26 protein-coding genes and 1 pseudogene are annotated in these 26,473 nt (G+C 68.5%); 10 read left to right on the top strand and 17 right to left on the bottom strand.

What is annotated here, in order from left to right; translation table 11 throughout:
- The 4 genes from H261_RS25505 to H261_RS18370 form a co-directional block, all read left to right on the top strand.
- Window positions 1-237, top strand: a 237-nt coding sequence (locus tag H261_RS25505) for a hypothetical protein (protein ID WP_161625051.1), incomplete at its 5' end; no start/stop codon positions are given.
- A 10-nt stretch (window positions 238-247) separates the two neighbouring features.
- Complete coding sequence (locus tag H261_RS18380) at window positions 248-1,423, top strand: hypothetical protein (RefSeq protein ID WP_052004330.1); 1,176 nt, start codon at window positions 248-250, stop codon at window positions 1,421-1,423.
- Between the two features lie 227 nt (window positions 1,424-1,650).
- Window positions 1,651-3,672 carry an O-linked N-acetylglucosamine transferase, SPINDLY family protein gene (locus H261_RS18375; protein WP_008620505.1) on the top strand — a complete coding sequence of 674 codons (2,022 nt, stop codon included), beginning with the start codon at window positions 1,651-1,653 and terminating at the stop codon, window positions 3,670-3,672.
- Window positions 3,672-5,744: an O-linked N-acetylglucosamine transferase, SPINDLY family protein gene (locus tag H261_RS18370; protein WP_008620503.1), complete on the top strand. Its 2,073-nt coding sequence runs from the start codon at window positions 3,672-3,674 to the stop codon at window positions 5,742-5,744. Before H261_RS18375 ends, H261_RS18370 begins: the two co-directional genes overlap by 1 nt.
- 169 nt (window positions 5,745-5,913) lie before the next feature.
- Here H261_RS18370 and H261_RS18365 read toward each other — a convergent pair whose 3' ends face one another.
- The 13 genes and pseudogenes from H261_RS18365 to H261_RS18305 all read right to left on the bottom strand — a co-directional run bounded on the left by H261_RS18365 (window position 5,914) and on the right by H261_RS18305 (window position 16,846).
- Window positions 5,914-6,129, bottom strand: a complete 216-nt coding sequence (locus H261_RS18365; protein WP_008620500.1) for a hypothetical protein — start codon at window positions 6,127-6,129, stop codon at window positions 5,914-5,916.
- A gap of 119 nt (window positions 6,130-6,248) precedes the next feature.
- Window positions 6,249-6,725, bottom strand: coding sequence for a molybdenum cofactor biosynthesis protein MoaE (locus H261_RS18360; RefSeq protein WP_008620498.1), 477 nt, complete (start codon window positions 6,723-6,725; stop codon window positions 6,249-6,251).
- A gap of 1 nt (window position 6,726) precedes the next feature.
- Window positions 6,727-6,978, bottom strand: coding sequence for a molybdopterin converting factor subunit 1 (gene moaD, locus H261_RS18355; protein ID WP_008620497.1), 252 nt, complete (start codon window positions 6,976-6,978; stop codon window positions 6,727-6,729).
- Window positions 6,975-8,210 (bottom strand): molybdopterin molybdotransferase MoeA, encoded by a 1,236-nt coding sequence (locus H261_RS18350; RefSeq protein WP_008620494.1) that lies wholly within the window; start codon window positions 8,208-8,210, stop codon window positions 6,975-6,977. Before H261_RS18350 ends, moaD begins: the two co-directional genes overlap by 4 nt.
- A complete protein-coding gene (gene mobB / locus H261_RS18345) occupies window positions 8,207-8,701 on the bottom strand; it encodes a molybdopterin-guanine dinucleotide biosynthesis protein B (RefSeq protein WP_008620492.1) in 495 nt (164 codons plus the stop codon). The genes H261_RS18350 and mobB overlap by 4 nt, the downstream gene beginning before the upstream one ends.
- The gene (gene pgsA, locus H261_RS18340) at window positions 8,698-9,258 is read right to left on the bottom strand and encodes a CDP-diacylglycerol--glycerol-3-phosphate 3-phosphatidyltransferase (RefSeq protein ID WP_008620491.1); all 561 of its coding nucleotides are present in this window, start codon (window positions 9,256-9,258) and stop codon (window positions 8,698-8,700) included. Before pgsA ends, mobB begins: the two co-directional genes overlap by 4 nt.
- A 13-nt stretch (window positions 9,259-9,271) precedes the next feature.
- Window positions 9,272-11,122: an excinuclease ABC subunit UvrC gene (gene uvrC / locus H261_RS18335; protein WP_407636098.1), complete on the bottom strand. Its 1,851-nt coding sequence runs from the start codon at window positions 11,120-11,122 to the stop codon at window positions 9,272-9,274.
- Window positions 11,123-11,560: 438 nt separating this feature from the next.
- Window positions 11,561-12,341: pseudogene (locus tag H261_RS18330) on the bottom strand (SDR family oxidoreductase).
- Complete coding sequence (locus H261_RS18325; protein ID WP_008620489.1) at window positions 12,341-13,276, bottom strand: serine/threonine-protein kinase; 936 nt, start codon at window positions 13,274-13,276, stop codon at window positions 12,341-12,343. Before H261_RS18325 ends, H261_RS18330 begins: the two are co-directional and overlap by 1 nt.
- Before the next feature lie 110 nt (window positions 13,277-13,386).
- Window positions 13,387-15,495, bottom strand: a complete 2,109-nt coding sequence (gene uvrB / locus H261_RS18320; RefSeq protein ID WP_008620488.1) for an excinuclease ABC subunit UvrB — start codon at window positions 15,493-15,495, stop codon at window positions 13,387-13,389.
- Window positions 15,492-15,842: an HVO_A0114 family putative DNA-binding protein gene (locus H261_RS18315; protein WP_008620486.1), complete on the bottom strand. Its 351-nt coding sequence runs from the start codon at window positions 15,840-15,842 to the stop codon at window positions 15,492-15,494. Before H261_RS18315 ends, uvrB begins: the two co-directional genes overlap by 4 nt.
- Window positions 15,839-16,096 carry a toxin-antitoxin system TumE family protein gene (locus H261_RS18310; protein WP_235062978.1) on the bottom strand — a complete coding sequence of 86 codons (258 nt, stop codon included), beginning with the start codon at window positions 16,094-16,096 and terminating at the stop codon, window positions 15,839-15,841. Before H261_RS18310 ends, H261_RS18315 begins: the two co-directional genes overlap by 4 nt.
- A gap of 63 nt (window positions 16,097-16,159) precedes the next feature.
- Window positions 16,160-16,846 (bottom strand): RluA family pseudouridine synthase, encoded by a 687-nt coding sequence (locus H261_RS18305; RefSeq protein WP_008620484.1) that lies wholly within the window; start codon window positions 16,844-16,846, stop codon window positions 16,160-16,162.
- 96 nt (window positions 16,847-16,942) lie between these two features.
- Here H261_RS18305 and H261_RS18300 point away from each other — a divergent pair, with 96 nt between their 5' ends.
- From H261_RS18300 to H261_RS18285, 4 genes are read left to right on the top strand one after another with little or no spacing between them, the layout of a single operon-like run.
- Window positions 16,943-17,674 carry a cytidylyltransferase domain-containing protein gene (locus H261_RS18300; protein ID WP_008620483.1) on the top strand — a complete coding sequence of 244 codons (732 nt, stop codon included), beginning with the start codon at window positions 16,943-16,945 and terminating at the stop codon, window positions 17,672-17,674.
- Entirely contained in the window at window positions 17,652-18,644 is a 993-nt protein-coding gene (locus H261_RS18295) for a Gfo/Idh/MocA family protein (protein ID WP_008620482.1), read from the top strand. Before H261_RS18300 ends, H261_RS18295 begins: the two co-directional genes overlap by 23 nt.
- A complete protein-coding gene (locus tag H261_RS18290) occupies window positions 18,641-19,960 on the top strand; it encodes a DegT/DnrJ/EryC1/StrS family aminotransferase (RefSeq protein ID WP_008620481.1) in 1,320 nt (439 codons plus the stop codon). Before H261_RS18295 ends, H261_RS18290 begins: the two co-directional genes overlap by 4 nt.
- Window positions 19,960-20,919 (top strand): GNAT family N-acetyltransferase, encoded by a 960-nt coding sequence (locus H261_RS18285; RefSeq protein ID WP_008620480.1) that lies wholly within the window; start codon window positions 19,960-19,962, stop codon window positions 20,917-20,919. Before H261_RS18290 ends, H261_RS18285 begins: the two co-directional genes overlap by 1 nt.
- Here the strand turns inward: H261_RS18285 and H261_RS18280 are convergent.
- The gene (locus H261_RS18280; protein WP_040476847.1) at window positions 20,916-22,712 is read right to left on the bottom strand and encodes an O-linked N-acetylglucosamine transferase, SPINDLY family protein; all 1,797 of its coding nucleotides are present in this window, start codon (window positions 22,710-22,712) and stop codon (window positions 20,916-20,918) included. The genes H261_RS18285 and H261_RS18280 overlap by 4 nt on opposite strands.
- A gap of 188 nt (window positions 22,713-22,900) precedes the next feature.
- On the opposite strand from H261_RS18280, the gene H261_RS18275 reads away from it, so the two are divergent.
- Window positions 22,901-23,245 carry a flagellar biosynthesis regulator FlaF gene (locus H261_RS18275; RefSeq protein WP_008620476.1) on the top strand — a complete coding sequence of 115 codons (345 nt, stop codon included), beginning with the start codon at window positions 22,901-22,903 and terminating at the stop codon, window positions 23,243-23,245.
- The gene (cobD, locus tag H261_RS18270) at window positions 23,242-24,249 is read left to right on the top strand and encodes a threonine-phosphate decarboxylase CobD (protein ID WP_052004331.1); all 1,008 of its coding nucleotides are present in this window, start codon (window positions 23,242-23,244) and stop codon (window positions 24,247-24,249) included. Before H261_RS18275 ends, cobD begins: the two co-directional genes overlap by 4 nt.
- 136 nt (window positions 24,250-24,385) lie before the next feature.
- On the opposite strand, the gene H261_RS18265 is transcribed toward cobD, so the two are convergent.
- The 3 genes from H261_RS18265 to H261_RS18255 form a co-directional block, all read right to left on the bottom strand.
- Window positions 24,386-24,799 carry a hypothetical protein gene (locus tag H261_RS18265; protein ID WP_152426962.1) on the bottom strand — a complete coding sequence of 138 codons (414 nt, stop codon included), beginning with the start codon at window positions 24,797-24,799 and terminating at the stop codon, window positions 24,386-24,388.
- A gap of 168 nt (window positions 24,800-24,967) precedes the next feature.
- Window positions 24,968-25,348, bottom strand: coding sequence for a hypothetical protein (locus tag H261_RS18260; RefSeq protein WP_008620471.1), 381 nt, complete (start codon window positions 25,346-25,348; stop codon window positions 24,968-24,970).
- Between the two features lie 60 nt (window positions 25,349-25,408).
- The coding region (locus H261_RS18255) for an AMP-binding protein (RefSeq protein ID WP_008620469.1) at window positions 25,409-26,473 on the bottom strand (1,065 nt) is incomplete at its 5' end.

Below are 26,473 nucleotides of genomic sequence, written 5' to 3'. Positions count from 1 at the left end.
ACCACCGGCGTGGCCGGCCTCACCTCCACCCAGGCGGCGGCCCTGACCACCACCCAGGTGGGCGCGCTGACCACCACCCAGCAGGGCTTCATCGAGACCACCGATCTGGCGGCGCTCTCCGCCACCCAGGTCAATGCGCTCTCCACCACCAACGTGGCGGCGCTGTCCACCACCCAGGTGGCCAGCCTGACCACCACCCAGGTGGCCGGCCTCAGCACCACCACGCTGAACGCCTGAAACCACCGACGTGGCGGCCCTGACCACCACCCAGGTGGCCAGCCTGACCACCACCCAGGTCAGCGGCCTCAGCACCACCCAGCTGAATTCGCTGGAGACCACCGACATCGCGGCGCTCTCCACCACCCAGCTGGGGGCTGTCACCACCACCCAGGCGGCCGGTCTCAGCACCACCGCGCTCGGCGCCATCGAGACCACCGATCTGGCGACCCTGTCGACCACCACGCTGAACGCGCTGACCACCACCAACGTGGCGGCCCTGTCCACCACCCAGGTGTCCAGCCTGACCACCACCCAGGTCAGCGGCCTCAGCACCACCCAGCTGAACGCCCTCCAGACCACCGATCTGGCGGCCCTCTCGGTGACCCAGGTGCAGAGCCTGACCACCACCCAGGTGGTCGGCCTCTCCACCACCCAGCTGAACGCCCTGGAAACCACCGACCTCGGGTCGCTGACCGCCACGCAGATCGCCGGCCTCAGCACCACCCAGGCGGCGGCCCTGACCACCACCAACCTGGCGGTCCTGACCACCACCCAGATCGTCGCCCTGGAGACCACCGACCTCAACGCGCTGACCACCACCCAGGTGGCTGCCCTGTCCACCACCCAGGTGGCCAGCCTCAGCACCGCCCAGATGGCCGGCCTCAGCACCACCCAGGTCGGCGCCCTGGAAACCACCGATGTCGCCGCCCTGACCACCACCCAGATGGGCAGCATCACCTCGACGCAGGCGGGGGCTCTGAGCACCACCACGCTGGGCGCCCTGACCGCCACCGAGATCGGAGCCCTGAGCACCACCGCGGTCAACGGCCTGACCACCACCAACGTGGCGGCGCTGTCCACCACCCAGGTCGGCGGCCTGTCCACCACCCAACTGGCCGGGCTGACCACCACGGTATTCTCGGCCATCGAGAGCACCGATATCGCCCTCCTGACCACCACCCAGATCGGGGCCCTGACCTCGGCCTCCATCGAGTCCCTGACCACCACCCAGGCCAACAAGCTGACCACGACGCAGATCGCCTCGCTGACCACCACTCAGTTGGACGGGCTGCAGACCACGGACATCTACGCCCTGACCTCCGTCCAGGCTGCCGCCTTCGACGGTACCCAGGTCGGCAGCTTCGATGCCGATCAGCTGAACGCCTACAGCTGGGCGAACAGCGGATCCAACACCAACACCTGAGGCGAGTTGAGCCGTCCCTTCCGGGACGGCTCATCCCCCTTTTCCATTCCCCTCCTGTCCCCGGTGCCCAAGGGTTCCGGCGGCTTGCGCGCGCCGCTCCGCAGGTCCCGCCTGCCGGCTTGCTGCGAGCATCAATCCGTTAACCATTGAGCGGTCATTATGGGCGGCATCCCGCTCGGAACGGCGATTCGAGCGGGTGCCTGCCCCAACCGGAAACGGGACGCTCGATGACCCAGGATGTCTTTCTGTCTGCGGTGAAGGCCCTTACCGAGGGACGGCTCACGCTTCAGGACGTGTTCGGCACGGCCGAGGCGCTGCACCGGAGCGGCAACACCGATCTGGCCTTGCAGATCTACCAGCTGTGGATCGGGCTCAACCGCGACCATCACCTGCTCTATGCCGCCCACTTCAACCAGGCGGTGACCCTTTCGGCCATCGGCCGGCCCGAGGAGGCCAGGACCGCGCTGGAAAAGGCCATCGAGCTGAATCCCGATTTCTACCCCGCCTATATCAATCTGGGCGGCGTCATGGAGAATCTGGGCCAGGCCGACGCGGCGGTGGACACCTGGAACCGCCTGGCCACCCGCCTGGGCTCGATCACCGGTCACGGTATCCGCATGAAGGCCACCGCCTTGAAGCAGATCGCCCGGGTTCTGGAAGAGCGCCAGCAGGTCGTCTCGGCCGAAGAGGTGCTGCGCCAGAGCCTGGAACTGGACAACAGCCAGCGCGAAAACGCCGAGCATCTGCTGGCGTCGCGCATGGTCCAGTGCCGCTGGCCGGTGGTGGTACCCTTCGAGGGTATGGACCATATGGCCCAGATGCGCAATTTCAGCCCGCTGTCGCTGGCCGCCTATACCGACGACCCGTTGCTGCATCTGGCCTCGGCCTGGGAGCATTGCTGCAAGATGTTCGGGCGGCGCATCGCCCGCCTGCCCGAGGTCACGCCGGCCGAGCGGGCCGACCGCCAGCGCCTGAGGATCGGCTACGTCTCCTCGGACCTGAAGGCCCACGCCGTCGGCTACCTGATCGCCGAGGTGTTCGGGCTGCACGACCGCTCCAAGGTGGAGATCTTCGCCTATTATTGCGGCCCGGGCGGCGAGGACCCCCTGAAGCAGCGCATCCGGGCCAGCTTCGACCACTGGACCGACATCACCACCATGAGCGACGAGGTCGCCGCCAACCGTATCCGTGACGACGGCATCGACATCCTGGTGGACCTCAACGGCCACACCAAGGGGGCGCGCACCCGCCTGTTCGGCATGCGCCCGGCTCCGGTCAACGTCAACTGGCTGGGCTATCCCGGCACCATGGGCACGCCCTACCACCATTACGTCATCGCCGACGAATGGATCATTCCGCCGGGCCGCGAGATGTATTGCTCGGAAAAGGTCATGCGCCTGCCCTGCTATCAGGCCAACGACCGCCAGCGCGCCGTGGCCAACCAGCCGCCGTCGCGGAGCGAGGTCGGGCTGCCCGAGGACGGGGCGGTGTTCTGCTGCTTCAACAGCCAGCAGAAGATCTCGCGGCTGATGTTCGAACGCTGGATGCGCATCCTGCATTCGGTGCCGGGCAGCGTGCTGTGGCTTCTCGAGGCCAATGACGAGGTCCACAACCGTCTGTGGGAGAAGGCCGAGGCCTGCGGCATCGGGCGCAACCGGGTGATCTTCGGGCGCCGCCTGCCCAGCCCGGACCATCTGGCCCGCATGACCCTGGCTGACCTGTTCCTCGACACCTTCCCCTACGGCGCCCACACCACCGCCTCGGACGCCCTGTGGATGAGCGTCCCCATCCTGACCCTGTCCGGCCGCAGCTTCGCCTCGCGGGTCGGCGGCTCGCTGCTGCGCTCGGCCGGTTTGCCCGAACTGGTGTGCTCGACCCCGGACGAATACGTGGAGACGGCCATCGCGCTGGGCAACGACCGCCCGAGGCTGCTGGCCTACCGCGAACAACTGCGCGCCGCCAAGCCCAACGCTGTGATGTTCGACACCAATCTGCTGGTCAGCCGCCTGGAAGGCCTCTACGCCGAGATGTGGGCCGATTTCATGGCCGGCCGCCTGCCGCGGCCCGACCTGCGCAACCTGGACGTCTATCTCGACGCCGGCATCGAGCATCCGGCGGAAGTCATCGACTTCGCCCCCGAGGACGAGTATTTCGCCCGCTGGCGCAAGGGTCTCGCCGAGCGTGACCACCTTTACCCCATGCCGGCGGACAGCCGCCTGTGGACCACCCCCCAGATGGAGAACGGCTGATGAGCAACGGCATCGCGGAGGTCATGGACCTGATCGTATCGGGCAAGATCGATGCAACCCGCGTCATCGCCGCGGCGGACAGCCTGGCGGCCCAAGGCGCCGACAAGGACGCGCTCGGCCTGTACCGGACCTGGCTGCAGTACAACGGCAGCAATCCGCTGGCCTACGCCATCCAGTACAATCTCGGGGTGCTGCTGGGCAAGTTCAACGACCAGGAGGGCGCCGTCGAGGCGTTCAAGGCCGCCCTCGCCCAGCGCCCCGACTTCTTCCCGGCCCACATCAACCTGGGCAGCACCTATGAGCGCCTGGGCCGCACCCCCGACGCGGTGACCCAGTGGCTGGGCATGGTCGGCCAGTTGCCCGGCGTGACCGGCGACACGGTGAACTACAAGGTCTCGGCCTTAAAGCAGATCGGCCGCGTGCTGGAGCACACCTCGCTGGAGGAATCGGGCGAGGACGCGCTGCGCCAGTGCATCGAGCTGGTCCAGCCCGCCGACGCCATGCAGCACTGGATCGCCATCCGCCAGAAGCTGTGCAAGTGGCCGGTGCTGACCGGCGTCGCCGGCCCCACCCGGCGGCAATTGCTCACCGCCATGTCGCCCCATTGCCTGGTCTTCCATACCGACGACCCGCTGCTGCATCTGGCGCGCGGCAACCGGTACTACAAGGTCAAGGTCGGCCGGCCCAAGGTATTCTTCGACCTGGACAGCCATCGCGCCGCCCTGGAGCGGCGGCCCAAGCGCCGCATCCGCATCGGCTATCTGTCGTCCTATTTCCGCGAGCACGCCCACGGCTACCTGACCGCCGAGATGTACAAGCTGCACGACCGCTCGCGCTTCGAGGTCTACGCCTATTCCTGCTCGCGCCGTACCGGCGACCGCATCCAGACCCAGGTGATGAACGACGTGGACCACTTCGTCGACATCCTGGACATGAACGACGAGGACGTGGCGCGGCGCATCCATGCCGACGGCATCGACATCCTGATCGACTTCAACGGCTATACCGGCGAGGCGCGCCCGGCCATCATGGCCATGCGCCCGGCCCCGGTGGCGGTCAACTGGCTGGGCTATCCCGGTTCCATGGGTACGCCCTTCCACGATTACGTCATCGCCGACGACTTCACCATTCCGCCGGATTTCGAGCTTTATTACTCGGAGAAGGTGGTGCGGCTGCCCTGCTACCAGCCCAACGACCGCCAGCGGCTGGTGGCCGACATCACGTGGACGCGCGAGGCGGCGGGTTTGCCGGCCAACGCCACGGTGTTCTGCGGCTTCAACGGGCTGCAGAAGTTCACCGCTCCCATGTGGGCCCGCTTCATGGACATCCTGAGCCGGGTGCCCAACGGCGTGCTGTGGCTGCTGGACGGTGGCGAACGCATCAACGAGCGCCTGCGCCAGGAAGCCATCAAGCATGGCGTCACCCCCGACCGCATCATCTTCGCGCCCAAGCTGATCAACGCCGAACACCTGTCGCGCTATCCCCTGGCCGATTTGTTCCTCGATACCTCGCCCTGCGGCGCCCACACCACCGCCTCGGACGCCCTGTGGATGGGCGTGCCGGTGCTGACCGTGGCGGGACGCGGCTTCGCCTCGCGGGTCTGCGGCAGTCTGGCGGTGGCGGCCGGCCTGGGCGAGCTGGTCTGCACCACCTTCGAGGATTACGTGGAAAAGGCGGTGGACCTGGGCAACGATAAGCGCCGCCGCGCCGTCTACCGCGAAAAGCTGGCGGCCAACCGGAACACCTGCGACCTGTTCGACACCGACAAGCTGGTCACCCACCTGGATGCCTTGCTGGAAGGCATGTGGGACGATTTCGTCGCCGGCCGGGTGCCGGTTCCCGACCTCGCCAACATGGAGGTCTACGACGAGATCGGCACCGACCTGGACAGCGACGCGGCGGAGATGCTGGCCCGCGCCGACTACCTGGACCTCTACCGCGCCCAGCTGCGCGAATTCAACCGCCACAGCCCCCTGCCGCCCGACACCCGGTTGTGGCCGGGGACCGAGGCCAAGCCCGCCGAAGCCAAACCGGCGGCGCCCGCCAAGGGCAAGGCCAGAAAGGGCAAGTAGAGCCGTCCCATGGACCGACTGGTCGGGTCATCCTGAGCGAAGCGAAGGACCTCAGCCTGGACCATCACCGCCGGTCCTGAAAAGCCGAGCCAGGACGAGATCCCTCCGCCCAAGGGCGTCGGGATACAGGGGCGTCGGGATGGCGGATCGAAGCAAAGGCCGATCGGCGTCAGATGGAAAGGTCCAGCCGCGCCCCGCGGCGCGTGGTCGCGGTGGCGGGTTCGCTTTCGCCGCTTTCCGCCTTGGGGGCCTTGGGGCGGTCCGTCTCTTCCGTCTTCTCCGACGATCCGGCAGCCGGCGACGACGCCAGCTGGGTGACGCGGGAATAGCTGCGGGCACCGTGAACGTAAGGCCAGGAGACGGATTGACGGATCAAGTCGGACATGGCGAAACCCGAGAAATACAGACTCGGATTCTACCACAGGGCAAGAGGTTAACAAAAGGTAAAAGACGGTTAAGTCTTGACCCCGCGCCCGTCATCCCTCAGTCTTTTGCCCCTGGACTTCAGGGTTTCACCCGATCCCAGCGCGACGCCGCCGCATCGTCGGACTCTTTGGCGTCCACCCAGGCATCACCCTCCGGGGTGTGCTCCACCTTCCAGAACGGCGCCTTGGTCTTCAGCCAGTCGATGAGGAAGCGGCAAGCCTCGAAGGCGGCATCGCGGTGGGCCGACGACGCCGCCACCAGCACGATGCGTTCGCCCGGCTCCAGCTTGCCGTAGCGATGGATGACCAGGGCGTCGTCCAGGGGCCAGCGGCCGCGAGCCTCGGCCTCGATGGCTTCCAGCTGGCGCTCGGTCATGCCGGGATAGTGTTCCAGGGTCATGGCATTGACCGCCGCGCCCGAGGCCGGGTCATGGCCCATATAGTCGCGGACCAGCCCGACGAACAGGCAGATGCCGCCCACATCGGTGCGGCCCGAGGAAAAGCGTTCCAGCTCGGCGCCGGGGTCGAAATCCTCGCGCTGGACCCGGATGGCCATGTCAGCCTCCCGTCACCGGCGGAAAGAACGCCACTTCGTCGCCGGCCTTCACCGGCGTGTCGAGGCCGCCATAATCCTGGTTCACCGCGACCCGGACCACGCCCATGGCCTCGAAGGCCGCCGCATGGCCGGGCGAGCGGGTCTTCAGGAACTCCACCAGTTGCCCGACGGTGGCGACACCGTCCGGCGGGATGACATCCTCTTCCCCGAGTCCGGTTTTGGCCTTCAGCCAGGCGAAATACAGCACCTTCATCGCATCATGTCCGCGTAGGAGAGGAAATCCACCATCTCGCCCGGCGCGATGTCACCCCTTTCCTCGGGGATGTCCACCAGTCCGTCCGACCAGGTCATGGAGGTCAGCACGCCCGAGCCGTCCGAGGGGAACTTGGCCGCCACCAGCCGCCCGTCCATGTGGGCGAGACGGGCGCGCAGGTATTCGCGCCGCCCCGGCTTGTGCCGGAAGGCAAAGCCCGCTTCCACCGGATAGCGCGGCAGGTCGCTGCGGGCGGCGCCCATCAGGCGCAGCACCATGGGCCGGGCGATCAGCATGAAGGTGACCATCACCGCCACCGGATTGCCGGGCAGGCCGACGAAGGGCGTCCCCGCCACCTCGCCCAGCGCCACCGGGCGGCCGGGCTTGATGGCCAGACGCCAGAAATCCAGCGAGCCCTGGGCCAGCACGGCGGGCTTCACATGATCCTCGTCGCCCACCGAGACGCCGCCCGAGGTGAGGATCAGCTGGTGCGACGCCGCCGCTTCGGCCAGGGCCGCCTTGATGGTCTCGAAACGGTCGGGAAGGATGCCGAGATCGGTGACCTCGGCCCCCAGGGCGCGCAGCAGGCCCGCGGCGGTGAAGCGGTTGGTGTCGTAGATGCAGCCGGGCGGCAGTTCGGTGCCGGGGTCGCGGATCTCGTCGCCGGTGGAGAACACCGCCGCCTTCAGCCGCCGGTAGACCTTGACCGAGGCACGCCCGGTGGCCGCCGCCACGCCCAGCTCCTGCGGCCGCAGGCGACTGCCGGCATGCAGCACCACCGACCCGCGCGAGATATCCTCGCCGGCGGAACGCGCGTTGTCGCCCTCGGCCAGACGGATGGGCAACACCACCGATTGGCCCTGATCCCTGCAGTCTTCCTGCATGGCGACGGTGTCGGCGCCCTCGGGCAGGGGGGCGCCGGTAAAGATACGCACCGCGCCGCCCTTGGGCAGCGGACCGTCGAGGGGATGGCCGGCGGCGACGCGTCCCACCACCGGCAGGCAGCCGTCGGCGGGCAGATCGGCGCGGCGGAAGGCCCAGCCGTCCACCGCCGAATTGTCGTGGGGCGGCACGTTGGCCGCCGAGACCACGTCCTCGGCCAGGATGCGGCCCAGGGCATCGTGCAGGCGCAGTTCCTCGGCCGCCACGGCGGGGGCGAGGCGCGCCTCCAACCGGGCCAGGGCGTCGGCGACGGTCATCATGTCCGCGGTCACGGCGAAGCGGTCGGTCACAGCCCCACCCTTTCCACGATAAACCGGCCGATGGCGTCGGTATCGTCGATATCGAGCCAGGGCAACGGGCAGCCGGCCACCATCCTGTCGCTGACCAGGGCCTGCATGCGGTCGTCCTCGGGCCAGAAGGGAGGCTTGCCCCCCTCTTCCCGCCAGACCTCCAGGCGCGGATGGGGCCACTGGCGGAAGCCCTCCACCAGCACCAGATCCACCGGGCTCATGCGGGCCAGCAACTGGTCCATGGAGTATTCCGGCTCGTCGCGGTATTCGTGCATCAGCGCCCAGCGCCGGGCCGAGGCGATCATCACCTCCGAGGCGCCGGCCTCCCTGTGCTCGTATGAATCCTTGCCCTTCTTGTCCACGTCGAAGGCCTCGTGCGCCTGCTTGACGGTGGAGATGGCGATGCCGCGCGTCCGGAACCAGGGAATCAGCCGGATGACCAGCGTGGTCTTGCCCATGCCTGAGCGTCCCGCGATGCCGAACACCTTCATTCCGCCGACTCTCCCATGTGGCGCATGCCGGACCGCAGGTAGTCCCAGCCGGTGATGATGGTCAGGATGGCGGCGGCCCACAGGCCGACCTCGCCCAACAGGCGGGTGGGCATGAAGGTGGCGGCGTCGCCCACCAGCAGCACCGGGATGGCGGTCATCTGGATGCCGGTCTTCCACTTGGCGAGGCGCGACACCGGCATGCCGACCCGGACCTCGGCCAGAAACTCGCGCAGGCCCGAGACCAGGATCTCGCGCAGCACGATGATCAGGGCGGGCAGGAACGACACGGTGCTGAGCCGGTCGAAGGCGACCAGCATGAACAGCACCGAGGCCACCAGCAGCTTGTCGGCGATGGGGTCGAGGAAACGGCCGAACTTGGACACCTGGTTCCAAGAGCGCGCCAGATAGCCGTCGAACCAGTCGGTGACGGCGGCGGCGACGAACAGGGCGCAGGCCGCCCAGCGGGCGCCCTCGCCATCCACATAGAACAGCCCGACCACCAGCGGAATCACCACGATCCGCGAAAGAGTCAGCAGGTTGGGAAGGCTGGTCAGCATGGCGGGGCGAATACTACCCCTCGGGATGGAAGTAGTCATGAATCTTTTTGGCCATGGCGCGGCTGATTCCCTCGACGCTTTCCAGGTCGGGCAAGCCGGCCTCGGCCACGGCGCGGGCCGAGCCGAAATGGTGCAGCAGCGCCTTCTTGCGCTTCGGCCCGATGCCGGGCAGGGCGTCCAGGGTGGATTGGACCAGCCCCTTGGACCGTCTGGCCCGGTGGGTGCCGATGGCGAAGCGGTGGGCCTCGTCGCGCAAGCGCTGGAGGAAGTAGAGTACCGGGTGGCGCATCTCCAGGCTGACAGGCTCCTTGCCCGGCAGGAAGAAGCGTTCGCGCCCGGCATTGCGGTCGGGACCCTTGGCGATGCCCACCAGCATGACGTCGTCGATGCCCAGTTCCTCCAGCACGCCCAGGGCGGCGTTGAGCTGCCCCCGGCCGCCATCGATCAGGGCCAGATCGGGCCACAATCCCCGGTCGCGGTCGGGGTCCTCCTTCTGGGCGCGGGCGAAGCGCCGGGTCAGCACTTCGCGCATCATGCCGAAATCGTCGCCGGGGGTCAGTTCGGTAGAGCGGATGTTGAACTTGCGGTAGGCCGATTTCATCAGCCCGTCGGGACCGGCGACGATCATCGCCCCCACCGCATCCGAACCCTGGATATGGGAATTGTCGTAGACCTCGATGCGTTCGGGCACCGAGTCCAGCCCGAAGACCTCGGCCACGCCCTCCAGCAGCTTCCTCTGCGCCCCGCTTTCCGCCATGCGCCGCCCCAGGGCGTCGCGGGCGTTGTCGAGCGCATGCTCGAGCAGCCGCTTGCGGTCGCCGCGCTTCGGCACCGAGAGCGCCACCTTGCGCCCCGCTCTCTCCGACAGGGCCTGGGCGACGATGCCGGCCTCGGCGGGCTCCAGCGACAGCAAGATTTCGCGGGGCGGCGTCTTGTCGGCGTAGAACTGCCCCAGGAAGGCGGCCATGATCTCCGGCGCCTCCTCGCCCTGGGTGTGGACGGGGAAATAGGCGCGGTTGCCGTAATTGCAGCCCGAGCGGAAGAAGAACACCTGGATGCACACCCCGTCGCCGGCCTGATGCAGTGCCACCACATCGGCCTCCTCCACCTCGGCAGAGTTGATGTCCTGGTGGGCCTGGATGCGGGCCAGGGCGCGGATGCGGTCGCGGAACACCGCCGCCGTCTCGTATTCCATGGCTTCGGCCGCCGCCTCCATGCGGGCGGTGAGATCGTGCTGGACGCGCCGGCTCTGTCCCGACAGGAAGGCCCTCGCCTCTTCCACCAGGGCCAGATACTCGTCGCGGGGAATGCGTTCGACGCACGGCGCCGAGCAACGCTTGATCTGGAACAGCAGGCAGGGCCGGGTGCGGGACGCGAACACCGAATCGGAACACGAGCGCAGCAGGAAGGCCCGCTGCAGCGCCGCCAGGGTCTGGTTGACGGCGCCGGCCGAGGCGAAGGGGCCGAAATACTCGCCCTTGCGGTTCCTGGCGCCCCGGTGCTTCAGCACCTGCGGCCAGTCGTGGTCATTGGTGACCAGGATGTGGGGGAAGCTCTTGTCGTCCTTCAGAAGGATGTTGTAGCGCGGCCCCAGGGTCTTGATCAGGTTGCTTTCCAGCAGCAGCGCCTCGACCTCGGTCCGCGTGGTCACCACCTCCATGGAGGCGGTCTCGGCGATCATGCGCTGCAGGCGCAGCGGCAGGCGGTCTGGCCGGGTATAGGCCACCACCCGCTTCTTCAGGCTCTTGGCCTTGCCCACATAGAGGGCGTCGCCCTTGCTGTTGAGCATGCGATAGACCCCGGGGCTTCCCGGCAGGGTCGCCACCACTTGGGCGATAACCTCCACACCAGTGGCCAGGGGCATGGCCGGGCGTTCCGATTCGGTCAAGGCGCTCCTCCCGCAGACCAGCGGCAGAGGTTTAGCCTATCCTTTTCGCTGGGGCAGCAGAATTTCCCTTGCATCGCGGGATATCCACGAAACCTGTTGATAAGTCTGTTGGCAAGTTCATGCTGCACGGGTCGCCCCCTTGAGTCTCCTGGGGTCCTAGCACTTTGCCCATTTTGTAAGCACCCTAGCCATAACGTTATTTTTCAATGACTTAACCAAGTCAAGTGTAAACAATTGGCAAATATCGGCTTTTCCCCTGGACAGAAAGGGGGGTTCCTGACAACCGCCCGGACGCGTTAAGACCTGTGAACAACTCGACACGGTCCAGGGCCGGGCAGAGTCCCAGGCATTGCCTGGACCGTTGCGGAAGCGGTTCAAAAGAGGCAGCCACCGCACCGCACCAAACGACCACGCCTATTCGTTGGGAGCAGTTCCGCCGGTTGCCCAGCCCAGATGCTGCCCACCATCCAATGCGATCATTTGCCCGGTGATGGACCGCGTGGCCAAGAGGTATCGCAGGGTGCGGCAGACCTCGTCGGGCGAGGTGCCGCGCCCCAGCGGCAGCTCCGCCACCTGGGCGGCGAACTGGGCGTCGCTCTGGCGGGTGCTGGGCAGGGCCGGGCCGGGGCCGATGCCCACCACGCGGATGCGCGGCGCCAGGGCAAGGGCCAGGGTCTGGGTAGCGGCCCACAGGGCGGCCTTGGACAGGGTATAACTGGTGAAATGGGGGGTAAGGCTCCACACCCGCTGGTCCAGCAGGTTAACCGCCAGCCCCTCGGCGGTTTCGGGCAATTGGCGGGCGAATTCCTGGGTCAGGACGAAGGGGGCGCGCAAATTGACCTCCATGTGGAGGTCCCAGCTGGCCCGGTTCGCCCCCAGGGCGTCGTCCTTCTCGAACACCGAGGCGTTGTTGACCAGCAGGCCCAGCGGCCCCCACGGCCTCCGCCGCTCTGCCGATCAGTCCCGCCACCTGATCCTCGCGCTCCAGATCGGCGGCCAGGGCGGCGGCGCGTCCGCCCATCCCGGCGATCTCGGCGGCCACCGCATCGGCCTCGTCCGCCGAATGGTGATAGTGGACGGCGACGGCGAAGCCCTGGCGGGCCAGATCGAGGGCGATGGCGCGGCCGATCCGCCGCCCGCCCCCGGTGACCAGGGCGGCGCGCGGCAAGCGGGGCGACACAGGGTCGTGGGTCATCAGGACTCGGCGGCGACCGGTTGGGGAGCCGGCGGGGAAGCGGGGGCCACGGCCCGCGGCTTGCTCACCACCTGGACCACCGGCTTGGCCGGGCCGGGCCGGGCCGGCGGCGGCACGCGGTCGAGGCCGCCCAGCACCTCGCCCGCATGGGGCGGACGGCGCGACGGATCGGGATCGGTGCAGGCGGCGACCAGCTCCACCAGCTGGGCGGGGAAACCGCCGCCCAGGACCGCCGGACCGGCCGACAGGTCGGGCAATGCGCCGACCAGCAGGCGGCAGGCCAGCACGCCCAGGGAATAGACGTCGGCGCTGGCCTTGACGGCGGTGGCGTTCTCGCGCTGTTCGGGCGCGGTATAGGCGGCGTCACCCATCCAGAAATCGGGCAGCGGCAGGTTCTTTTCCGCCAGCTTGATCAGCGAGAAGTCGCACAGCTTGACCGCGCCGTTCTGGGTGGCGGACAGCAGGACGTTGGACGGCTTCAGCGAGCGGTGCACCAGATTGCGCTTGTGCAGCGCCAGCACCGCCGAGGACAGCTGCTTCATCACCAGCATGGCCCGCTGGCCGCTCATGCGGCGCGGCCGGTCGCGCTCGGAGGCGGCGGCCGCCTCCTCCGCCGTGGCGAAGTCCTTGCCGATCTCGTAGGGCAGATGGGCCGCCATGTAGGGCATGACGAAATAGGGCCGCCCGTCGGCCAGATGCTCCAGCGTCTTGACCCCGACGATATAGGGATGGTCGAAGGAGGCCAGGGTGCGGACCTCGGTCAGGAAACGGGTCAGCTGCTGCGCCGGGCTCAACGGCCCGTCGTCGCCCGGCTTGGGGTCGAACAGCTTGATCGCCACCGGAACCTGGAGGTCCGGGTCGTGGCACAGCAGAATCCGGGCATAGCCCGAGGTCACCACCGCCGTGTGAATGACGTATTTACCGATCCGCTCCATGAGCCTACCCGCGCTCCTTCCCTGCCGGCGCAGCCGCCGGCCCCATCCTCTGGACTTACTCTAACAGAGTAGAAAGCCTTCGTCCCCCTGACCGATGGGTAGATACCGAATCAACCGCGTCGCCGCCCCTTGGGCTTACCGGTGGGGCGGGGCCGTCCCTTGGTTCCCAGATTGACCTCGATGCCGAGGTCCAGGGCCTCCAGCCGGCGCAGTTCATCCCTGAGCCGGGCGGCCTCCTCGAATTCCAGGTCGGCGGCGGCCGCCTTCATGCGCTTCTCGATGTCGGCCTTGACCGAGGCCAGGTTGTGGCCGACCCCGTGGGCCAGCCCGGAATCGCCGGTGCCCACCGTGACGTAATCGGCCTCGTAGACGCTGTCCATCACGTCGGACACCGCCTTCCGGATGCCTTCCGGGGTGATGCCGTGGAGAGCGTTGTAGGCCTGCTGCTTCTCGCGCCGGCGGTTGGTCTCGGCCAGGGCGTAGTCCAGCGAGGCGGTCATCTTGTCGGCATAGAGGATGACCCGGCCGTCGATATTGCGCGCGGCGCGGCCGATGGTCTGGATCAGCGAGGTCTTGGAGCGCAGGAAGCCCTCCTTGTCGGCATCCAGGATGGCCACCAGGGCGCATTCGGGAATGTCGAGGCCTTCGCGCAGCAGGTTGATGCCCACCAGCACGTCGAAGGCCCCCAGGCGCAGGTCGCGGATGATCTCGATGCGCTCCAGGGTGTCGATGTCGGAATGCAGGTAGCGCACCCGCACCCCGTTGTCGTGCATGTACTCGGTCAAATCCTCGGCCATGCGCTTGGTCAGCGTGGTGACCAGGGTGCGGTTGCCAAGGCGCGCCATCTGCCGCACCTCGGCCAGCAGATCGTCCACCTGATGCTCGACGGGACGCACGATGCAGACGGGATCGATCAGGCCGGTGGGGCGGATCACCTGTTCGGTGAACACCCCGCCGGTGCGCTCCATCTCCCACGGCCCCGGCGTGGCCGAGACGTAGACGGTCTGGGGCCGCATCAGCTCCCATTCCTCGAACTTCAGGGGCCGGTTGTCGATGCAGGACGGCAGGCGGAAACCGAATTCGGCCAGCACGCTCTTCCTGTTGAAGTCGCCCCGGAACATGCCGCCGATCTGCGGCACGGTGACGTGGCTTTCATCGACGATCAGCAGGGCGTCTTCCGGCAGATACTCGAACAGGGTGGGCGGCGGATCGCCGGGACGCCGCCCGGTGAGGTAGCGGGAATAGTTCTCGATGGACTTGCAGTGGCCGGTGGTCTCCAGCATCTCGAGGTCGAAATTGGTGCGCTGCTCCAGCCTTTGCGCCTCCAGGAGCTTGCCCTCGGCGTGGAAGCGCTCCAGCGTCTCCTTCAGCTCCGCCTTGATGCCCTTGATGGCCTGGGTCACCGTGGGGCGCGGCGTAACGTAGTGGCTGGAGGGATAGACGGTCACCTCCGACAGCGAACAGGTCTTCTCGCCGGTCAGGGGATCGAATTCGTTGATGGCCTCGATCTCGTCGCCGAACAGGGAGAGGCGCCAGGCGCGGTCCTCGTAGTGGACCGGGAAGATCTCCACCGCATCGCCCCGGACGCGGAAGGTGCCGCGCTCGAAGGCGGCGTCGTTGCGGGTATACTGCAACTCCACCAGCCGCTTCAAAAGGTCGGAGCGGTCGATGCACTCGCCCACCTTCAGCGCCACGGTCATGCGGGCATAGGATTCCACCGAGCCGATGCCGTAGATGCATGACACCGAGGCCACCAGGATCACGTCGCGGCGCTCGAGCAGGGACCGCGTCGCCGCATGGCGCATGCGGTCGATCTGCTCGTTCACCGCCGAATCCTTCTCGATATAGGTGTCGGTGCGCGGGATATAGGCTTCGGGCTGGTAGTAGTCGTAATAGGAGACGAAATACTCCACCGCGTTGTCGGGAAAGAACCCCTTCATCTCGGCGTAAAGCTGGGCGGCCAGGGTCTTGTTGGGGGCCAGCACCAGGGCCGGGCGCTTGGTCCGCGCGATGACATGGGCCATGGTGAAGGTCTTGCCCGAGCCGGTGACCCCCAGCAGCACCTGGTCGCGCTCCTCGGCCGTCACCCCCGCCGACAATTGGTCGATGGCCTGGGGCTGGTCGCCGGCCGGCTGGTAATCGGAGACGATCTTGAACTCCACATCGCCTTCGGGCAGAGGCGGGCGTTCCATGAAGTCGAAGGGCAGGGGGCGGGTCATAGAACCAGCCGGGCCTCGACCGCGCCATAGGGCGCCACCACACCCTGGGGGGTGCGAGCCAGCAAACCCAGCCTGGACAGCGTGTCCACATCACGGTGGACGTTCTTGTAGTCACGGTGCAGTTCGGCGGCCAGCGCCTTGATACTGGGGGCCGGATGGTGACGGACGTGGCGCAGCAGGTGCAGGCGCTTGGGCGTCAAGGCCGCCAGCAGCGCCTCCAGGTCGGGGAAGGTCAGGTTGCTTTCGTCCACCGCCTCGCCGGCCTCGGCCCGGTGCCAGGCATCGCTGAAGCGCCGCCCCATGTCATCGAGCGTGCCGATGCGAACATTGACGCTGCCGCCATTCATGGCTCACCTCTCATCCGTCGAATATCGGCCAGAAAATCGGCGACCAGCCCCTCGGGGGTGGTGAAGGAATACGCTTCCTCCCGCCCATCGATATGCCGGTGATCTCCCTTGCCGCGCTCGTTGTCGTACCCTATCAGCCGCCGGCCGGGATAGCCGTAGAACAGGCTGTACTTCAGTCCATGCGCGCTACCCTCGACCGGTGACGGTACCGCCCAGATAACCATCTCGACGATGGCGCAATCGGGAAAATCCATCCGATCATAGAATATCCGCGCCGCCTTCATATGGCGTATGATGCCATAAAGGCAAGCCGGGTATCAATCCCCCCGCCACCCGCACGTCCGCAACGCCTCGATCATATGGGCGGGCGGCGGCGCCGTGACCCGCACCGGCTCCTTGGACGGCGCCAAAGCGGGAAACGACACCGCGCGGGCCAGCAGGTGCAGCCGGACCTTGGTTTCCGGGTCGGGGCCGTAATAGGCATCGCCCAGCAGCGGACAACCCAGATGCTTGGCGTGGATGCGGATCTGGTGGGTGCGCCCGGTGCGGGGCCGCCATTCGATCCAGGACAGCCCCCCGCCCCGCCCCAATACCGACCAGTCGGTCATAGAAGGCTGCCCCGCCGGATCGACCTTGATCCGCCAGCCCTGGCCACGCGCCGAGACCTTGAGCAGGGGGGCGTCCACCGTGCCGCTGTCGGCTTCCGGCGCCCCATGGCAGACCGACCAGTAGACCTTGTCCACCCGATGCTGCTCGAACATCTTGCCCAGCCGCTTGATGGCCTTGGCGTGGCGCCCGAGGATCAGGCAACCCGAGGTGTCGCGGTCCAGGCGGTGGGCGAGCTTGGGCACCTCGGCCCAGCCGAACGACAGCCCCGGCAGATAGAGCTCCAGGTGATCGGGGGAGTTGGGGCCGGCGTGCACCGCCAGTCCGGCGGGCTTGTCCAGGACGATGACGTCCTGGTCCTTGTAGAGCACGCGGGAAAGGATTTCGTCGGGGGTCATGGCACGCTTCTACCACGGGGCGGGGCTGGGGCTTAAGCCGATCTTAACGGCGCGGTCCTACCCTTTCGCCACCGCCACGGAAGAGTTTGCCCGCCCATGAAGATCGTCGCCACCATCGAGGCGCGCATGACCTCGTCCCGCCTGCCGGGCAAGGTGCTGCTGCCCGCCCAGGGAAAGCCCATGCTGGCCCGCATGGTCGAGCGCCTCGGGATGGTTCCATCCCTGGACGGCATCGTGGTCGCCACCACGGTCAACGCCGCCGACGATTCCGTCGAGGCCCTGGCCAAGGAGCTGGGCATCGGCTGCTGGCGCGGCTCGGAGGACGACGTGCTGGCCCGCGTGCTGGACGCCGCCCACGCCTTCAGCGCCGACGTCATCGTCGAGCTGACCGGCGACTGCCCGCTGATCGATCCCCTGATCGTCGAGCAATGCGTCCAGGCCTACCGCGCCTCGGGCATCGACTACCTTTCCAACGTGCTGGAACGCACCTACCCCATCGGCATGGACACCCAGGTGTTCGCCACCTCGGTGCTGGACGACGTGGCCGCCCGCACCAATGATCCCACCGACCACGAGCATGTCAGCCTCTACATCTACCGCCACCCGGAACTTTATTCCCTGATGAATCTGGCCGCCCCGCCCGGGCTGCACGACCCCGAACTGCGCCTGACGCTCGACACGCCGCAGGATTACGAGCTGATCGATACCGTGTTCTCGGCGCTGCTGCCCAGGGGTCCGGGCTTCTCCCTGGCCGACATCCTGGCCCTGCTGCGGGCCCATCCCGAACTGCGCAAGATCAACGATCATGTCGCCCACCGCTGGGTCTGAGAGGCTGCGGGCCATCATCATCGGCTGCGGCGCCATCGCCGGCGGCTATGACGAGGCCGACCCCGGTTCCGAGCAGGTGCTGACCCACGCCAAGGCCTACCGCCGCCATCCCGGCTTCGAGATCGCCGCCTGCGTCGAGCCCGACGCGGCACGCCGCGCCGCCTTCATGGCCCACTGGGGTATTCCCGCCGGCTTCGCCGCTCTGGCCGAGGTGAACGTGCCCTACGACGTGGCCAGCGTCTGCGTGCCGACCCGCTGTCATGCGGAGACCCTGGAAGCCCTGCTGCCCGGCCCCGCCCGTCTGGTCTTCGCCGAGAAGCCGCTGACCGACGACGTGGCCCGGTCGCGCGCCGTCGTCGAGGCCTATGAGCGGGCCGGCAAGCCGCTGGCGGTGAATTACCTCCGCCGCTGGGCCGGCGGCCTCGTCCATTTGCAGGGCGAGATCGCCCGGGGCCAATGGGGAGCCTTCCAGAAGGCCAGCGCCTGGTACACCAAGGGCCTGCTGAACAACGGCAGCCATTTCCTCGACCTGCTGTCCTTCCTGCTGGGCGGGCTGTCGCCGGTCTGCGCCCTGGGCATCGTGGCGGACGGCCGCCTCGACGACCCCACCCGCGACGTGGTGGTGAAAACCGCCGAAGGCGCCCCCATCCACCTGCTGGGCGCCGACATGACCGCCTTTTCGCTGTTCGAGGCCGATCTGCTGTTTTCCGGCGGCCGGATCAGCCTGACCGATTCGGCCTTCAGAATCATCAGGCGCCCGGTGACCGACAGCCCGCGCTTTGCCGGCTATCGCGCCCTGGCCGAGGGCGCGACCAAGGATAGCGGCCTGGGCTACGCCATGCTGGACGCCGTCGACAACATCGCCCGCCACTTGAACGACGGCACGCCGCTGCGCAGCACGGGCCGTACCGCGCTGGCGGCGCAGGAGCTGTGCGCCTTCCTCTCGTCCCTGCCGGAGACCCATCCATGAGCACCCTGGCCCTGCTGGGCGGCGCCCCCGTCCGCACCAAGCTGTTCCCCGCCTATTCGGTGATCGGGGACGACGACCGCGCCGCCGTGGCCAAGGTGATGGAAAGCGGCATCCTGTCGCGCTTCCTCGGCACCTGGCACAACGACTTCTTCGGCGGTCCCGAGATCAAGGCCTTCGAACACGAATGGGCCACCGCCTTCGACGCCGCCCACGCGGTCAGCGTCAACTCGGCGACCAGCGGCCTTTACGCCGCGGCGGGGGCGGCGGGCATCGGGCCGGGGGACGAGGTCATCGTCTCGCCCTACACCATGAGCGCCTCGGCGGTGGCCGCCCTGGTGTTCAACGCCGTGCCGGTGTTCGCCGACATCGATCCCGACAGCTACTGCCTGTCGGCCAGGACCATCGCGGCCAAGATCACGCCCCGCACCAAGGCGATCATCGTGGTGCACATCTTCGGCAACGTGGCCGACATGGACCCCATCATGGCCCTGGCCGAGGAACACGGGCTGACGGTGATCGAGGATTGTGCCCAGGCGCCCTTCGCCACCTACAAGGGCCGCAAGGTGGGCACGCTCGGCCACATGGGAGTGTTCAGCCTCAACTACCACAAGCACATCCATACCGGCGAAGGCGGCGTGGTCACCACCAACCATCCCCGGCTGGCCGAGAAGCTGCAGTTGATCCGCAACCACGCCGAGGCGGTGGTGGAAAAGAAGGGCGTCACCGATCTGGTCAACATGATCGGCTTCAACTTCCGCTTAGGCGAGATCGAGGCGGCCATCGGCCGGCGCCAGCTGTTGAAGGGGCCCGATCTGGTCAAGCGCCGCCAGGCCAACGTCAGCTACCTGGAGGACCGCATCAAGGGCATCCCCTTCCTGTCCATGCCCCGGGTGCAGGACGGGGTCGAGCACGTCTACTACGTCCACGCCCTGTCCTATGACGCCGAGGCGGCCGGCGTGCCGCGCACCACCTTCGTGCGGGCACTGAAGGCCGAACTGGCCGCCACCGAATTGCGGGAAGGCGAAGGCGTGCTGATGGGCGAGGGCTATGTCCGCCCCCTCTACCTCCAGCCCCTCTACCAGCGCCAGATGGGCTACGGCGAGGTGGGCTGCCCCTTCAAGTGCCCCCACTATTCCGGCGCCCCCGACTACGCCGCCGGCACGTGCCCCGATACCGAGGACGCCCACTTCAACCGGGTGATCACCCACGAACTGATGCGCCCGCCGGCCAGCCGCGCCGATCTGGACGACGTGGCCAACGCCTTTACCAAGGTGGCGGAGAACATGGCCGGCTTGCGCGCGCTGGAGCGCGGATAATGTCCAGGTACCGGGCGGAACCCATCGATCCCGGCGCGGCGGCGGAGGACTTTCCCGACTGGGACGCCCACCCCCTGCGCGGAGGCTTCGCCGCCCGGCTTTATCCCACCGTCGCCCCGGCCCACCGGGATTGCTCGTTCCAGGTGAGCGGCCCGGCCGGGCCGGTGGCGCGGGTGCGCGCCACGGCCGGGCCGGATCAGGTATCGTTCTGGGGCCTGCCGGCGGTGCTGGCCTGGAAGGACGGCGCCGAACCCCGGCATATCAGGGACAGCCTCACCGCCGCGCTGGACCATCTGGCCGCAATCGCCAGGGAGACCGGCGCCGGCCGTCTGGTGATCGGCGGCGCGGCAAGCACCGGGGGTGATCCGCTGGCCACCCTGCTGGTGGACCGGGGCGCCGAGGGCAGCGTCCAGGCCTCGGCCATGGTCGACCTGTCGCACCCGCCGGAAGCCTTGCGCGCCGATATCCGCGACAGCTACCGCTCGCTGACCAACTGGGGCAGCCGCAACCTGACGCTCTCCTTCGTCAACGCCGCCACTCCCGACCGCGCCCTGTTCGACCTGTTCCCCGGTTTCCACGCCCGCATCGCCGGCGGAAGGCGGCGGAGCGACGATTACTGGCAGGTCTATTGGGACGAGATCATCCAAGGCCGCGCCGAGATGGCCCTGGGCTTCCTTGAAGACGGCACCTTGGCCGCCGGCTCCATCGTGGTGTGGGCGGGCGGCACCGCCTATTACGCCTCGGGGGTCTACGACCGCGACAAGTTCGACAAGCCGCTGGGCCACTGGCCGCTGTGGAACACCATCCTGCGCGCCAGGGAGGCGGGCTTGGCCCGCTTCGACCTGGGCGAGATTCCGCCGCGCGGCCATGCCGACGACAAGGAAATCTCCATCGCCTTCTTCAAGCGCGGCTTCACCTCGGGGCGGAGCCTGCGGGTGCGGTGGGTGCTGGGGGTCTAAACGTCGAAACCCTGGGGCTTTCCGCCCGTCTCCCACGTCGCCCACATGGTGTCGAAGGCCTGTTCCAGCGGCGGGGTGAAGGCCTTGCCGTCGAACAGGGGCGAGGATTGGCCGGCGGCCCACAGGCGCGCGCGCAATTGGGCCAGGGCGTCGCGGTCCTTGGCCAGATGCTGGGCCAGGGCGTAGTAGGCCCCTTGCGACTCGGCGATCAGTTCGTCGAAGCCCAGGGCGTGGAGCAGCGATCCCGCCACCCGCGAGGCGAAGGTCCGCCCGGCCCAGGCCACCAGCGGCACCCCGGCCCACAGGGCGTCGCTGGCCGTGGTGTGGCCGCCGCATGGCCAGGTGTCGAGGAACAGGTCGGCGGCCGACAGGCGGGCCAGATGCTCGGCCTGGGACAGGCGCGGCGCGAAGACCAGCCGGGCCGGGTCGATGCCTACCGCCTGCGCCATGGCCCGCAGGCTGGCGGTGGCGGCCGGATGGAATTCCACGAACCACAGCACCGCGTCGGGCTGCGCCTGCAGCACGCTGATCCACACAGCGAAGGCCTCGGCGTTGATCTTGAAGCTGTTGTTGAACACCGCCACCACGAAGGCGTCGCCGGGCAGACCCCATTTGGCCTTGGGCTCGCGGGCGGCGGCGCGGGGACGGCGCGAATCGTTGGGCTGGTAACACAGCGGCAGGCGCACCACCTGCTCGGCATAATCGCCCTCGGCGCCGGGCGGAATCACAAAGCGGTCGGCGATGATGTAATCCATGCAGCTGCCGCCGAAGGTGCCGGGAAAGCCCAGCCACGCCACCTGGAGCGGCGCCGGGCGGGCGGCCAGGATGCCGGTGCGGGCCATACCCGTGTGCCCCTTCAGGTCGACCAGGATGTCGATGCCGTCCGCCCGGATGCGCCCGGCCGCGTCGGCGTCGGACAGCCGTCCCAGTTCCACCCAGTGGTCGCAGGCGCCCTTCAGCCGGGCGCGCACCGGCCCCTCGGCCTCGGGGCCGTAGGAATAAGCGAAGATCTCGAAGCGGGAACGGTCGTGGCTTTCCAGCGCCTCGGCCAGCAGATAGGCGGTGGCGTGGTCGTGGAAATCCTCGGACAGGTAACCCAGCCGCAGGCGCGGGCGCCGCGCCTGCGGGGCGTGGCGCATGGGAGCGGTCCGATTCTCGATGAACGAGGCGGCCTCGTCGGCGTGGCGGCGCTGCTCGGCCGGGCTGAAATCGTGGATCAGCAGGGTGAAGGGCGGGACCGGCAGGCTCTTGCCGGTCCGCCAGGACGGCAGGGCGGAGATGGCTTCCCGGACCATGGGGATGTTGTCCCAGTCGCACAGCACCGCCAGTTCCAGGCCGAGATAGCCCAGCGCCCCGCCATCGGCGCCGCCGGTCAGCCGCACCACGTTGCTGTAGGCCAGGGCCGAGCCCTCGTGATCGCCCGTCCTGGCCGCCAGACTGGCCATGTTGCGCCAGCCGTCCACATAGGATTCGTCCAGCTCGACGGCGCGGCGATAGCATTCCATGGCCTGATCGGGCCGGCCGGCCGAGATCAGCACGGTGCCGAGATTGCCGTGATAGGCGGCGGCCTTGGGGCTGGCGGCGATGGCGCCGCGGATCAGGCGCTCGGCCTCCTTCAACTCGCCCTTCTGCATGGCGGCCAACCCGGACAGGTGCAGGCCGTCGGGATGGAGTGGCATCTGCTTGAGCAAGCTCTTGTAGAGGCGCCCGGCCCCGTCCAGGTCGCCGGACAGATGGAGCTTCACCGCATCCTGCAGGAGTTGGTCCGCCGTCTTGTGCTTGCCACCGCTCACCGGGCACCCCATCGTCGATACATCATTCGGCGAGGATAGGGGGCGGGCCGCGGGGCGTCAACGCGCGTCGCCTCCCGATTAAGGGTTTCTAAACATACGGTTTGGCAAGATTCCATTGTCTGACGTATGATTCGGCAACGTGCCGAGGCGGCGATGGGCCGCGCTCGTTTGAAGTCGGGGGAAAGCGTATGTCCCAAGCAATCCAGATCGAATCGCTGAAGATCGGCGAACAGGATGCCTTCGGCCTGGTTGAGGCGGCCATCACCCTGGACCAGTCGCGCGGCGACAAGGCCCGCCTGGCCGCGGCGCTGGAACAGAATCTCCAGCTGTGGGTCGCCATCCGCACCCTGGTCTCCGACGCCGACAGCACCCTTCCCGACCCGGTCAAGGCCAACCTGAAGCGCCTGTCCGACTTCGTGGCCGACACCACCTTGAAGAAGGGCGTCGAGATCAGCGACAACACCATCACCACCCTGGTCAACGTCAACCTGCAGATTTCCGAGGGGCTGCTGGAAAGCGCCAACCGAAGCTGACCCACCTTCCCCTTCACGCCCGCCTTCCCCTTCACGGCGGCGACCTCGCCGCCGCCCAGGCCCGGTGGGGCCGTCCCGCCGAAGGTTGGCTGGACCTGTCCACCGGCATCAATCCCTGGCCCTATCCCCTGCCCGAACTGCCGCCCGAATGCTGGCGGCGGCTTCCCGATTCCGCCGCCCACCAATCCCTGCTGGAGGCGGCCGCCCGGCGCTGGGCGGTGCCGCCGCACGCCCGGGTGGTGGCGGGAAGCGGCAGTCAGGCCCTGATCCAGGCCCTGCCCCGCATCACCCCGCCCGCCGATGCCGCCATCCTCGGCCCCACCTATGGCGAGCATGCCCGCGCCTGGGCCGCCGCCGGTCACCGGGTGCGCGAGATCGGCCGGCTGGACGAGGCGGGCGACGCCACCGTGGTGGTGGCGGTCAATCCCAACAATCCCGACGGGCGGATCATCGCCCCCGGGCAATTGCTCGATCTGGCCGCCCGGCTGGCGGCGCGCGGCGGGTTGCTGGTGGTGGACGAGGCCTTCTGCGACGAGCGCCCCGACCTGTCGCTGACCGCCGCAACCCGGCCCGGCCTGGTGGTGCTGCGCTCGTTCGGCAAGTTCTTCGGCCTGGCCGGGCTGCGCCTGGGCTTCGCCGTGGCGGCGGAGGAGATGGCGGACCGCCTCGCCGCCCATCTCGGCCCCTGGCCGGTCTCCGGCCCGGCGCTCGGCATCGGCGCCGCCGCCCTGGCCGACGAGGCGTGGAGCGCCGCCACCATCGCTCGCCTGTCCGATGCCGCCGCCCGCCTGGACGCCATCCTGGGCGGAGCGGGACTGGAGGTGGCGGGCGGCACCTTCCTGTTCCGTCTGGCCCGCCACGACCACGCCGCCGAGCTTTACGAGCGCCTGGGCCGGGCCGGCATCCTGGTCCGCGCCTTTGCCTTCCGCTCAGACATCCTGCGCATCGGCCTGCTGGGCGACGCGGCGGCGGAACGGCGCCTGGGCACGGCGCTCGGCGGCTGAGAGCGGATTGCTCCAGACGTGCGAAAGCAGGCCCGACCCAATGGCCGAACCTGAATGACGAGTGGGGCTACAGGACCGGCCCCGGTATCGAGCCGGCCGTTTTTCCAGGCCCAAGCGGCGGCGAAACGGCCGCCGCTCAGATCTTGATCGAACCGCCGGTCGGCGCGGGGGCGGCCGCGGGAGCCGGAGCGCTGGGAGCGGCGGACACCGGAGCGGGCGGAGCCTTGACATCCTCGGCGGCCGGCGCCCTGGCCGACGAAGCCTGCGGATGGTCGATCGCCGTCGGAATGTTGCGCTTATACTCTTCCACCACCTGGCGCGAAGGGTATTGCTCGACTTCCTTGCCCGTATCGCCGTCGCGGACGACCAGCAGAGCCAGACCGGTTCCGCTATCGACCTTGATCACCGGAGAGGTGTAACGCGGGGCTTCGGAGACGGAAACGCTTTCCGGGGCCTCGACAGTCGCAGGTTGGGCCGCATGCGCCGCCACATGGGGCGCCTCGGCGACCGGTGACCTTAGCGGTGCGTCTGATGCGATCGAGGTGGACATTCTGCCCTCCTATTATCAATGGACAATGACAACTGCCGGGAACGGCGGTCCGATGACACTTCGCCCCTTGCAGCGCCTTCTGGCACAAGCCACAGATTACAGGGTTTCGCCTTTATGAAGCAATCGGATTCTTGACAAACGATTCGGCTTCTGAGCCGCCGAGACCCTTCAGCGGACCGGCGGGGCGTGGTCGGCAGCCCGGCGGGCGAGGCCCGGCGGAGGCGCCGGCGGGGCCTCGGCGGCCAGTTGGGGGCGGCGGTCGAGCAGGATCTTGACCGTGGCCCGGGCGAATGCCTTCAGGCGGCCCATCTTGTACTGGTCGGACAGGTTGGGCGCCTTGATGATGCCGAGGAAGAAGCGGGAAATCTCGCCCAGGGTCTGCTCGCGCAGCTGGCTGTCGCAGTCGCGCCGCAGCAAGCCGCCCACCATATCCTGGGCGGCGGCCATCAGGACCAGCCCGTCGGTCTGGCCGTCGATCAGCGCGCTCATCTTGTCGAGCAGCAGTTGCTGCTCTTCCGTCAGTTCCACATGCTCGGCCGCCCGCCCCATGGCATGATCCCCCGTCCTTATCGGAGGATCATGCCACTTCCGGTGGCAAAGCACCAGGGGTCAGCGCCCCTTTCCCGGCCAACGGTCGTCGGGAGAGGGGGCATCGACACGGATGGGACGGTCGAGCAGATCACCCCGCCGCACGCTGCCATCCATGGACAACGGCAGTTCCTCGACGAAATCCACCCGCGACGGCACCTCCATGGGCGAACGGGTCAGGCTGACCCAGCCCTGCAACTCGCGGGCGAAGGCGGCCTCGCCCGGGCGTCCCCGGGACACCACGAAGGCCTTCAACTCGCCGGCCGGCCATTCCACCACGCCGGCCGCCGCCACGTCGGGATGGGCGGCCAGCGCCGCCTCGACCTCGTCGGGCAGCACCGTCCCGCCCCTCACCCGGACGGCGCCGTCCGCCACCGCCGGCGGATCGGGCCACAGGTAATGGTCCAGGTCGCGGAAACCGCCGCGTCCGGTGAGCAGCCAGCCGTTGACCCGCCGCGCCGCGCCACCGCCGTCGCCCCAATAGCCGAGAAAGCTGCCCGGCGCGTTGGGCGACACCGCCAGCACGCCCCGGTCGCCGGCCCGCAGCGGGCGGCCGCGCTCGTCCACCGCCTCCACCGACAGGCCCGGCGCCGCCCGGCCGGGCGACGGCGGGCGCAATTCCATCAGCCCGGCCAGATTGGCCGACACCGCGCCGCTTTCCAGCACCCCCCACGCCTCGTTGGCGTGGACGCCGAACACCTTGATCACCCGCTCGTGCAGGGCTTCGTCCACGGGCTCCGGGCCGGTGGCGATGGCGCGCGGCATGGCGTGGGGCCGGGTGGACGCCGCCTCGGCCAGGGCGCCCAGATGGGCGGGCGGCACATAGAGGGTGCGCACCCCGTGGCGCGACATCAGCTCCAGCGCGGCGGCCGGATCGAAACCCCCGGCGCGGGCCACCACCGGCACCCCGTGGTGCCAGGCGGGCAGTACGGCGCGGAACAGCGCCTCGGCCCCCATCCAGTCGGCGGAGGTCCAGACGATGTCCCCGAACTGGGGGAAGAAGGAGAGCGACATCTCCACCGCCGGCAGGCCGCCGGCCATGGCGCGGTGGGCGTGGATCACCCCGGCCGGCGTGCCGCCCGGGCC

The sequence above is a fragment of the Paramagnetospirillum caucaseum genome, from assembly GCF_000342045.1.
Lineage (GTDB): Bacteria > Pseudomonadota > Alphaproteobacteria > Rhodospirillales > Magnetospirillaceae > Phaeospirillum > Phaeospirillum caucaseum.
The sequence above is the reverse complement of the archived record's forward strand: the minus strand, read 5'-3'. Positions and strand labels throughout refer to the sequence as shown.